This window comes from Chitinimonas sp., from assembly GCF_036568685.1.
Lineage (GTDB): Bacteria > Pseudomonadota > Gammaproteobacteria > Burkholderiales > Chitinimonadaceae > Chitinimonas.
Map to the genome: position 1 here is coordinate 1 of NZ_DATCSC010000073.1, position 10,363 is coordinate 10,363.

The window sequence follows — 10,363 nt, forward strand, 5'->3', positions numbered from 1 at the left end:
GCGACCGAAAACTCCGCCGCCGGCTCCGTCACCTCGACCTCGCGCGAGGCGGCCAGGAGCGCCAAGCGGGCCACCACGCCATAGGCGTAGAAGCGGTTGGGTGCGCAGTCCGGGCTGCCGTCGCAGTCCGGGGTGGACAGCGGGGTATCGAAGGCCAGGGGTTTGAAGAAGGCACCCGGGGCGTTGAGGTTCTCATCGCTGCCGCGCTCGGTGTGGACACGATAGAAGCCACCCACCACGTAGCGGTCCATCATATAGACCACCGGCTCGGCCACGGCCTCGTCCAGGGTCTCGAAGGTCGGTACGCCTTCCTGCACGATCACGTCGCTGACCTCGAGGCCCTCCTTGATCACCGCCATCTTGTTGCGCTGCTTGCGGTTGAGGCCGATCACCTCCTCCGGCGATTTGACGCTCATCACGCCCATGCCATAGGTGCCGGCGTCGGCCTTGACGATGGCGTAGGGTGCCGCCTCGATGCCGAGGTCGCGGTACTTGGCGGCCGTCAGGCCGAGGATGCGCTCCACTTCGGCAGCCAGGCGCTCTTCGCCCTCGCGGGTCTGGAAGTCCAGCTGGCTGACCTGGCCGAAGTAGGGGTTGATGTACCAGGGGTCGATACCCAGCATGTCGCCGAACTCGTTGGCCACCTCGTCGTACTGGGCGAAGTGATTGGTCTTGCGGCGCACATACCAGCCGGCGTGCAGCGGCGGCAGCAGGGCCTGGTCGATGTTGCGCAGCACCTCGGGGATGCCGGCCGAGAGGTCGTTGTTGAGCAGCACCACGCAGGGGTCAAAGCCGGCCAGGCCGACGCGGCGGCCATTGCGTACCAGCGGCTCGACCGTGAGGGTGCCGCCATTCGGCAACTCCAGCGTGGTGGGGGCGGTGACTTCGGGATTGAGGCTGCCCAGGCGCACATTGAGGCCGGCGAGCTTGAGGATGCGGGCCAGCGCGGCGACGTTCTGCAGGTAGTACTGGTTGCGGGTGTGGTTTTCCGGGATCAGGAGCAGGCGGCGGGCGTCCGGGCAGATCTTCTCCAGCGCGCTTTGCACGGCCTGCACGCACAGCGGGGTGAAGTCCGGATTGAGGTTGTTGAAGCCACCCGGGAACAAATTCATATCCACCGGGGCGAGCTTGAAGCCGGAATTGCGCAGATCGACCGAGCCATAGAAGGGCGGCGCATGCTCCAGCCACTGACTGCGGAACCAGGCCTCGATATCGGTCTGGGCGGCGAGCATCTTGCGCTCCAGATCAAGCAGCGGGCCGGTAAGGGCGGTAGCGAGGCGAGGGACGTTCATGGCATGGAACCTGTCTGGGTCGGCGACCCGGGCTTTTAGGATAGTCGATTGCGCCGGACGGACGGCAACACCGCGGCGCAGGGCTTGGAACCTGCCGCCGACGCGCGGATGCAGTGCCCCATATTGGGCTTTAGATAAGGCTGCCGAGCCCAGTTTCAAGCCACTTGCATGCTACACTCGCGCGGCTTTTTGGACAGCCGCGATCGTGCCGGCGTTCCATGGCCTCGGCGCGCGGGTAGCCAGCCCCGCCGTTTTCCGTATCCGTTCGAGGTTGAAGGTATGACCGCACCCGCCCCCAAACCTAAGGAAAGCCTGCAGGAAACCCTGCAGCAGGTGGTGCGCATCCTCAACCGTCACAAGCTGGTCGAGAGCCTGGTGCACAAGCAGGAGATGCCGCGCCACGACCTGGTCGAGACCATCGTCCACAAGCAGAACCTGGCCGAGCTGGAAAGCCGGCTGGGGCAGTTGCACCCGGCCGATATCGCCTTTGTACTCGAATCGCTGCCACTAGAAGACCGGCTGACCGCCTGGAGCCTGGTCAAGCCCGAGTTCGAGGGCGATGTGCTCTTGGAAGTATCGGACACGGTACGGGAAACCCTGCTGGCCGATATGGACCGGGCCGAGATCCTGGCCGCAGCCGAGCACCTCGATACCGACGAGCTGGCCGACCTCGCGCCCGACCTGCCACAGGATGTGATGAGCGAGCTGATCGGCTCGCTCGAGGAGGAAGAGCGGGCCGAGCTGCAATCGGCACTGTCCTACGCAGACGACCAGGTCGGTTCGCTGATGGACTTCGACATGGTCACCATCCGCGACGACGTGACGCTGGAGGTGGTACTGCGCTACCTGCGCCGCTTTGAGGAACTGCCCAACCATACGGACAAGCTGTTCGTGGTCGACAACGACCAGCGCATCAAGGGCGTGCTGCCGATCAAGAAGCTGTTGATCACCGACCCGGAGCTGGAGGTGGCGGCGGTGATGGCGCACGAGGTAGTGATGTTCCGCCCGGACGAGGACGCCGGCGAGGCGGCCCAGGCCTTCGAGCGTTACGACCTGGTGTCTGCCCCGGTGGTGGACAGCACCAACAAGGTGATAGGCCGGCTGACGGTTGACATGATGGTGGACGTGATCCGCGAGGAGGGCGACGCCGAGATGCTGAGCCTGGGCGGCCTGAAGGAAGACGAAGACCTGTTCAGCTCGGTCTGGCGCTCGGCCCGCAACCGCTGGCCCTGGCTAGCGGTCAATATCTGCACCGCCTTTATCGCCAGCCGGGTGATCGGCGTATTCGAGGGCACCATCCAGCACCTGGTGGCGCTGGCGGCACTGATGCCCATCGTCTCGGGCATAGGCGGCAATACCGGCACCCAGACCGTGACCCTGGTAGTACGTGGCCTGGCGCTGGGCCAGATCAACCAGGCCAGTGCGCGGCGGCTGATCATCAAGGAGCACGCCATTGCCCTGCTCAATGGCTGCGTCTGGGGCGGGGTGCTGGGCGTGATCGCCGCCTTGCTCTACCGCGACCTGCCGCTAGGGGTGGTGATGACCGCCGCCATGGTGCTGAACCTGCAGGTGGCTGCGCTGGTGGGCCTGCTGGTCCCGCTGACCATGGAGAAGCTGGGGCGCGACCCGGCCTATGGGTCCTCGGTCTTTCTGACCGCCGCCACCGACAGCATGGGCTTCCTCATCTTCCTTGGCCTGGCAACCATTTTTCTGCTGTAGGCCTTTGTATTTAGTTCCCGCCTGTGGCTTGACGGGGGTCAGCAACCCCGTTCGCCATCGAATGGTAGTATTACCGCATGTTCTCACCGATCTCCGATCGCAACGCCCATCCGTCGGCGCCGCGACTGCCTGCCACCCTGCTGCTCGACCTGCTGCGCCACCAGCGCTACGGGGTGGAATACCAGCCCATCATCGATATCACCGTCAATGAGGTGGTCGGCTACGAGGCGCTGGCGCGCTTCTATGCCGCCGACGGCCAGCCACTGGCACCCAAGGCGGTGTTCGACGCCCTGCACGCCAGCCCCCTAAGCCTTTACCAGGTGGAGTACGACATGAAGGCCCTGCAGCTGGCCTATGCGCCGGCCGGGGCCGAGCAGCTGTTCGTCAACCTCGATCCGGACGCCTACGGCGTGACCGCGCAGGAGGCTGAGGACCCGCTGCTCAACCTGATGGCAGGGCGGCCTGGCCTGGTGGTCGAGATCATCGAGAACAGCGACGTCTCGGACGCCCAGCTCTCGCAGCAACTGGCGCAAGCCTTTGCCGCCCGCGGCATAGGCCTGGCCCTGGACGATATCGGCGCGCCCAATTCCATGATCTCGCTGGACGTGATGATGGAAGTGGCCTGGTTCAAGTTCGACCGCTCCTGGCTGGCGCGTGCGCGCGACAGCAAGCACCGCGCAGCCTTGCAGCACCTGATCGCCTTTGCGCACGAATGCAGCTGCAAGGTGATACTGGAAGGGGTGGAGCGGCCCGAGGACCTGGCCTTGGCGCACACCCTCAAGGTCGATTGCGTGCAGGGCTTTCTTTACCGCAAGCAGTTCGTCACCCTCAGCCAGCTGCCACGCCGGCCCTGGGGGCTGCCATGAAGGACAACGTCAGCGCCCTGATCGCCGAGGCCCGCCAGGCTGGCCTGCCGGTGCTGGAGGCGCGTTTGCTGCTGGAGCATGTGAGCGGCCTGAGCCGTACCCGCCAAGCCGCCTGGCCGGAAGCCGAGCTGCCCACCGCCCAGGTCGGGCAGTACCGTGCCCTGGTCGGCCGCCGGTTGGCCGGCGAGCCGGTGGCCTACCTCGTGGGCAGCCGTGAATTCTTCAGTCTGGACTTGCTGGTCAACCCGGCGGTGTTGATCCCGCGTCCGGAGACCGAGCTGCTGGTAGAGCTGGCTCTGGAGCGGCTGCCGCTGGATACCCCCAGCAGCGCGCTGGACCTGGGTACCGGTTCGGGCGCCATCCCGGTATCGCTACGCAAGCATCGGCCACTGCTGGACATGCGGGCGGTGGACATCTCGACTGCCGCGCTGGCCGTGGCCGCCAGCAATGCCGAGCGCCACGCCACGCCGCTCAAGCTGATGCAGAGCGACTGGTACGCGGCGCTGAGCGATGAGCGCTTTGACCTCATCGTCTCCAACCCGCCCTATATCGCCCGCGGCGACCACCACCTGGACGAAGGCGACCTGCGCTTTGAGCCACGCGGTGCGCTGACCGACGAGGGCGATGGATTGATCCACATCCGCCGCATTGTCGACGGCGCCGCTGCCCATCTGCTGCCGGGTGGCTGGCTGCTGTTCGAGCACGGCTACGACCAGGGCCCGGCCAGCCGCGCGCTGCTCGAAGCCGCTGGCTTTGCGACCGTCCATACCTGGGCCGACTTGGCGGGGCTGGATCGGGTAAGCGGCGGGCAGCTGCCTATTTGACCACTTAGGTCATTGCTATCCATAGCACCCCACCCACGGCAGGTTGAAACTCCTGCCTGACGAGCGTCAGCGAGGCTCCCCTGCGGCGGCAGGGGGTGGGGGATGGAATCAAACAGGGCCTCGCGACGATATCCGTTGCCCTCAAATGCCCGGCTAAGCCGGGCAATGCACTAGCGCCAAGATAGAGCGCAGACGTCCTTCCGTGACTACCTGTAGCGAGGCGGGTCAGGGGTAAAGCCCTGCTGCGGGAAGGGATTGGGCTCATCGCGCCAGCGTGGCTGCGAGATCACCCCGGCGGCGACCAGATTGCGGCGGCTGTCGTAGCGCACCGCCAGGGTCTCGAAGGGCCGGTTGCTGGCCCGCTCGAACTCGGTACGGCGGGCGTAGGAGTCTTCAATCTCGCCGTGACCGGTGCCCAGGCTAGGCGCGGGTGCCGCCGACGGTGCGGCCTCGGAACGCATGCCGGCCATGGGCGGGCGGGCCTTGGCCGACTCGCTGTAGGCGATCACCGGTGGCGGCTGGCGCAGCTTCTCGCGGAATACCGCCGCGCCGATCACGCCCACGTCATCCGGCCGGCCGGTGCGGGCGGCATAGCTGTCACCCAGGTCGGTGAAATAGAAACCGGCCACGCTGTCGAGTGATTTGCGCCAACCGGCCACCACCGTTTCCTGCCCCGGCTCCAGCACATAGCCGCTCTGCTTGTAGCTGGCCGTCTGGCCGCTGACGGCGTTCACGCCATCCACCGACAACACCACCAGCAGCCGCTCGTTGCTACGGTTGCTGAGCCGCAGCTGGTAGGGCTCGCCGTCCTCGCCCGCCACCCAGTTGCGGCCTTGCGCACGGTATTCGCGGTAGTCGCGGCCGGCGCGGTCCTCGACCTGCAGGTCGATCAGGCTGCCGCGCGCGGCCAGGGCGCCGAGCGAAGCAGTGGCAAGCAGCAGGGGAAGCAGAATACGGGTGTTCATGGCGGGCTCCTTAGCCGTGGCGGTAGTGATGCTTTAACGGCATTGACCGCCTTTTAGGGTTAACCCGTGCTGAATGTTCATGTCCGAAAGGCGCCGGTCAGCTCGACCAGCAAGCGCTACACTGGCGCTCCCTGCTGTTCTTCCTGTTTGCCATGGACACCCCCTTCTGCTGGGACTGCTTCGATACCCCCTTTGGCCGGCTGCTGGCGACCGCCGACGAGGCCGGCAACCTGCTGGGCCTGCGTACCGCCGAAGGCGCGGACACGGGCACATTGGGACGACACGTGCCAGCCTTGCTGGCCGAGGTGGGGCGGCAGCTGACGGCCTATTGCGGGGGTGAATTGCGTGACTTCGATCTGCCCTTGCTGCTGCATGGTTCGCCCTTCCAGCTGGCGGCTTGGCGGGCGCTGCAGGCAATACCCTATGGCGAGACACTGAGCTATGGAGAGCAGGCGCGCGCGCTCGGCCAGCCTGGAGCCGCCCGCGCCGTGGGGCTGGCAAACAACCGCAACCCCATCATGCTGATCGTGCCCTGCCACCGGGTGATCGGCAGCAATGGCGCGCTGGTGGGTTTCGGCGGCGGGCTGCCACTCAAGCAGGCCTTGCTGGCTTTTGAGCAGGCGAAATCGGGGCGGGGCAATCTGCCCCTGTTTTAGGGGGCGCTCCACCGACAAGGCCAGCTGCCACATCAGCGCTACGCCCGGCACAGCCGGGCGCCATACGACTTTGGCGAATCCACGGCGCCTCGCTGGCGCGAGCACTGGGCTCGCCCCCACCTCCTCAGAGGCCCCAGAGCCTTCAAATCGCCCGGCCTGTCGCAGTACAGGCTTGCTTAGCGCTCAAACTACCGCGTAAAATACCTGACTGAAATTATCGACTATTGGCAGCACGGCCATTGCCTGGCCCAGCGCCGCAAGGAAACCGTCATGGATACCCAAGAAAAGATTCGTCAAACCGTTACCGACAACGCCGTCGTGCTGTTCATGAAGGGCACCCCGACCTTCCCGCAGTGCGGTTTCTCGGCCAAGGCCGTCAGCATCCTCAAGGCCGTGGATGTGACCTTCGCCTCGGTCAACGTGCTGGCCGACGACGAGATCCGTCAGGGCATCAAGGAATACGCCAACTGGCCGACCATCCCCCAGCTCTATATCAAGGGCGAGTTCGTCGGCGGTTCGGACATCATGAGCGAGCTGTACCAGAACGGCGAGCTGCAAAAGCTGGTTGCCGACCTGCAGGCCTAAGGGCAGGCAAAGCAAGTAGTCCGTTCAGGTACAGGCTGAGCGCAGGCGCCGGGGAAACCCGGCGTTTGTCATTTTGGCGGCATCAGGCAGTGGCGCCCCTTGTTTGCATCCCTGCTGTTCCCCCAGGAAAAAACCGGCTTATCCCCGCGAGGAGGAGGCGGAAGTAGCAAGCCGCCTGAAGGTGGCAACGACTTCGCTCAGCCGGTTTTTTTCTTGCCTGTCGCCCAGCCTCAACCAACCCGGTTGAAGCTGGCCTTGAGCGCCTCCTGCAGGGTGGCCAGGGCATCCGCATAGTGGGCGCGGCTCTCCTTGCTGAGGCCCGGCCGTTGCACCGAACGCTGCAGCCAGCTCGTCAGCTCGCGGGCATTGTCGCGGGCCAGCGCCACGGCATCGGCCGGCATATTGCCGGGGCGGGTGAGCAGGGTGACCAGGTGCTGCAGATGGGTGCGCTGCAGATTGCGGCGCATCAGCTCGGCCTCGCCGCCGTTCTGGGCCTCGGCCCAGATGGCGCGCTGCAGGCTGTCGTACAGCTCGGACAGGGTGAAGGGGTTGCCACCCGGTGCCGCCTTGTTGCCGAAGTCGAGCAGGCGGCGGGCGATATCATCGTCGTACAGGCGCTTGAGTACGCCGCCCTGCAAGGACTTGACCTTGTCGGCCAGGGCATAGCCCACCGGCTGGCGGTTCTCGTTGCGGTCGAGGTTGTCGGGCAGCAACCGGCGTACGAAGTCCGGCGACAGGCGGAAGCTCTGCGGCTGGAAGATGCTGCCGGCGATCAGCCGCAACGCACGGCGCTGGGTCTCGGCCGAGACCGGCTGCAGCGGCTCCCGGCCGGAGCCGGCGTGATCGCGCAGATGGCTGAGGCCGCCCACGTACTTGGTGCTGAGCTCCGCCGCCCGACGTACCTGCGCGAGGCCGGCGTCGACACCACGCAGCAGCACGGCGTAAGACTCGCCCTGTGCCAGTGGCCGGCGTTGCAGCCGCTGCCACAGCTCCTGGCTGAGCTTGATGCGCTTCTCGAAGTAGGCCAGCGGGTCGCTGCCGAGGTCAAAACGGCTGACCGCCGGATCGAAGCCATCGTCCTCGCTGCCGGCGTCCTCATCGGTGGCAAAGGCCAGGGTGGGTTCGGTCGAGCGGGCGGCAATGGCGGCCAAGGCCTTGGCCTCCTGCTCGGCCGGCAAGGGTTTGTAGGCGTATTCGATGGCCCAGTAGTCGTAGTCGCCCAGGGTGAGCATCTTGTACTCGCCCTGCGGCTGGCCCTGCAGCGCCAGGTTGACCGGCGAATAGTCCATGACCGAGCCGGCGATGCCGTGCTCATGGGTGAAAGCCTTGTTGCCGAGCTGGGCTTCACTGTAGACGGTGGAGGCGCGGAAGTTGTGGCGCAGGCCCAGGGTATGGCCGACCTCGTGCATCACCACGTCGCGGATCACGTCGCTGATATAGCGCTCCTCGGCCGGGCCGCCGGGTTCGAGGTCGCCGCGGGCGGCCAGCAGGTCCAGTCCGAATTCCAGCTCGGCCGCCGCCTCGGCGGCGTAGTCGCAACTGGCGTCTGTGCCCACCGCGGTGCCGGCGGTGGTATCGGGCGTGCGCTGTTCGCGGAAGAAGCGGCGGCCGCCGCGGGCAAAGCCGTCGGAGATGACGATGTCGGCGTCGAGGATCTCGCCGGTACGCGGGTCGACCTTGGACGGGCCGACCGCGCTGCCGATATCCACGCCGAAGTACCAGCGTACCGAGGCGTGGCGGGCGTCGGCGGTATCGAAGTCGGCGTCGGCCTCCTGCTGCCTGACCTCGATGGCGTTCTTGAAGCCGATACGCTCGAAGGCGAGGTTCCAGGCCAGCACCCCCTCACGTACCGCCTGCCGGTACTTCTCGGGGATATTGCGGTCCAGCCAGTAGACGATGGGCTGCTTGGGTTCGGACAGGGCGGCATTCGGGTCGCGCTTCTCCAGCCGCCAGCGGTTGACATAGTGGACGCGTGGCGTGACGGCACTGTCGTCACCGAAATCCCAGCGGGTGGTGACGAAGTGGCCGATACGGTCGTCCGCCAGGCGCGGCCCCATGGGGCTGGGCAGGCGCGAGAGGCTGTACTGGTAGCCCAGGAACAGGCTGCGAGCGTCAGGCAGGGTCTGCGGCAGCGGCGCCCGCACCAAGGGCGCTGCGCCCGGTGCATGCAGGGGCGGCGGCGAGAGCTTGGCCGCGGCGTAGTGGGCAGTGACCTGCAACGCGGTCAGGTCGGCCTCGGCGCGGCTCTTGATGATGGCGCTCTGGCGGGCATCGAAGCTGTAGCTCTGGCGATAGACCGATTCCAGCTGGTAGGCACCCATGGGGATGTCCGCCAGGAGCAGGGCGCTGGCATCCACCAGGATGGCCTTGCGCTCGCTGCTGGGCAGGCTGGCCAGCGGGGCGGAGGCCAGCAGGCTGTCGGAGAAGCCCTGCCGCACGGCGAAGGACTGCGGGCTGCCGGCCGGGGCGGTATAGCGCAGGTTGTGGGCCAGCAGCTGGATCTTGTCACCCAGCCGGCGGAAGGAAGCCACATAGGCCGGACCCATGACGCTGCCGTAGATGCCGTGCTCGCCGATGCCGTGGGTGCGACCGATCTCGAAGAAGAAGGGTTGGTCGAGCTGGCTCAGCGGAATCTCCAACCAGACCTTGTCACCCTTCTCCCAGAGCGGGAAATAGCCATCCAGGCGGCGCGCACCCTTGGTCACCTCGGCAAAGGACTTGCTGGATGTTGTTTCCGGCCGTGCCGCCGGTGTAGCCGTACCGGCTGCAGCCGGCGTGGTCTCGGGCTGGGGCTTGTCCTCGTCGGCATGGACGGCAAGGCTCAAGAGGCCGCCCAGGGCGAGGGCCAGCGGGCGCAAACGGAAGGAAGACACGAGGGCACTCCGGCAGACAAAAGCGCCGATGCTTGCCCGCCGGACGAACAGCGTCAATTCATTGCGACCAAGTGTCGTTTGGTGGCGCCAACGGTGGGCACAAATGCTACATCTGGCGGAAGCGGGCCTGGTAGGACTGGCTGACCGGCAACACGGTACCGGCCAGCCAGAGCCGCATGCCGCCGCTGCCATCGCGCTCCAGCCGCTCCACCCTGCCGAGGTTGACCACCGCGCCACGGCTGATCTGGCAGAAGCGGCTGGGGTCCAGGCTGGCGGCCAGCTCCTTGATGGTCTTGCGGATATGCGCGTCGTAGCCCACGCCCAAGAGGCGGGTGTACTTGGCCTCGGCAACAAAGCCGGCCACTTCCTCGACCGCCACGATGCGTATCTGCATGCCGCTGGCGGCGTGGATCCAGCGCAGTGGCTCCGGTTGAGCCGGGACCAGGCTGGCCAGGAGGGCGCGCAGGTCGGCCGGCGGCTGGGCCAGCCTTTGCTGCAGGCGCGCCACCGCCACAGCGAGGCGGCCGGCTTGCAGGGGCTTGAGCAGATAGTCCACCGCGCCGGCATCGAAGGCCGCCAGGGC

At 66.5% G+C, this 10,363-nt stretch carries 9 protein-coding genes; 5 read left to right on the forward strand and 4 right to left on the reverse strand.

Going from position 1 to position 10,363, the window contains the following annotated elements:
- Nucleotides 1–1,292, reverse strand: a 1,292-nt coding sequence (gshA, locus tag VIM95_RS11515) for a glutamate--cysteine ligase (protein WP_331985769.1), incomplete at its 3' end; no start/stop codon positions are given.
- A gap of 279 nt (nucleotides 1,293–1,571) precedes the next feature.
- Between gshA and mgtE the strand changes: the two genes are divergently transcribed.
- The 3 genes from mgtE to prmC all read left to right on the forward strand — a co-directional run bounded on the left by mgtE (nucleotide 1,572) and on the right by prmC (nucleotide 4,701).
- The gene (gene mgtE, locus VIM95_RS11520) at nucleotides 1,572–3,011 is read left to right on the forward strand and encodes a magnesium transporter (RefSeq protein ID WP_331985771.1); all 1,440 of its coding nucleotides are present in this window, start codon (nucleotides 1,572–1,574) and stop codon (nucleotides 3,009–3,011) included.
- A gap of 77 nt (nucleotides 3,012–3,088) precedes the next feature.
- Nucleotides 3,089–3,877: an EAL domain-containing protein gene (locus tag VIM95_RS11525; RefSeq protein WP_331985773.1), complete on the forward strand. Its 789-nt coding sequence runs from the start codon at nucleotides 3,089–3,091 to the stop codon at nucleotides 3,875–3,877.
- A complete protein-coding gene (gene prmC / locus VIM95_RS11530; protein WP_331985775.1) occupies nucleotides 3,874–4,701 on the forward strand; it encodes a peptide chain release factor N(5)-glutamine methyltransferase in 828 nt (275 codons plus the stop codon). The genes VIM95_RS11525 and prmC overlap by 4 nt, the downstream gene beginning before the upstream one ends.
- 206 nt (nucleotides 4,702–4,907) lie before the next feature.
- On the opposite strand, the gene VIM95_RS11535 is transcribed toward prmC, so the two are convergent.
- Nucleotides 4,908–5,666, reverse strand: a complete 759-nt coding sequence (locus VIM95_RS11535; protein WP_331985777.1) for a hypothetical protein — start codon at nucleotides 5,664–5,666, stop codon at nucleotides 4,908–4,910.
- A gap of 152 nt (nucleotides 5,667–5,818) precedes the next feature.
- Here VIM95_RS11535 and VIM95_RS11540 point away from each other — a divergent pair, with 152 nt between their 5' ends.
- Nucleotides 5,819–6,322, forward strand: coding sequence for a methylated-DNA--[protein]-cysteine S-methyltransferase (locus VIM95_RS11540; protein WP_331985779.1), 504 nt, complete (start codon nucleotides 5,819–5,821; stop codon nucleotides 6,320–6,322).
- A gap of 270 nt (nucleotides 6,323–6,592) precedes the next feature.
- The gene (gene grxD / locus VIM95_RS11545) at nucleotides 6,593–6,907 is read left to right on the forward strand and encodes a Grx4 family monothiol glutaredoxin (protein ID WP_331985781.1); all 315 of its coding nucleotides are present in this window, start codon (nucleotides 6,593–6,595) and stop codon (nucleotides 6,905–6,907) included.
- 230 nt (nucleotides 6,908–7,137) lie between these two features.
- Here the strand turns inward: grxD and VIM95_RS11550 are convergent, their stop codons facing one another.
- Together VIM95_RS11550 and VIM95_RS11555 are read right to left on the reverse strand one after the other, a co-directional pair.
- On the reverse strand, nucleotides 7,138–9,780 hold the full coding sequence (locus VIM95_RS11550; protein WP_331985783.1) for a zinc-dependent metalloprotease: 2,643 nt from the start codon (nucleotides 9,778–9,780) through the stop codon (nucleotides 7,138–7,140).
- Nucleotides 9,781–9,886: 106 nt separating this feature from the next.
- The coding region (locus tag VIM95_RS11555) for a LytTR family DNA-binding domain-containing protein (RefSeq protein WP_331985785.1) at nucleotides 9,887–10,363 on the reverse strand (477 nt) is incomplete at its 5' end.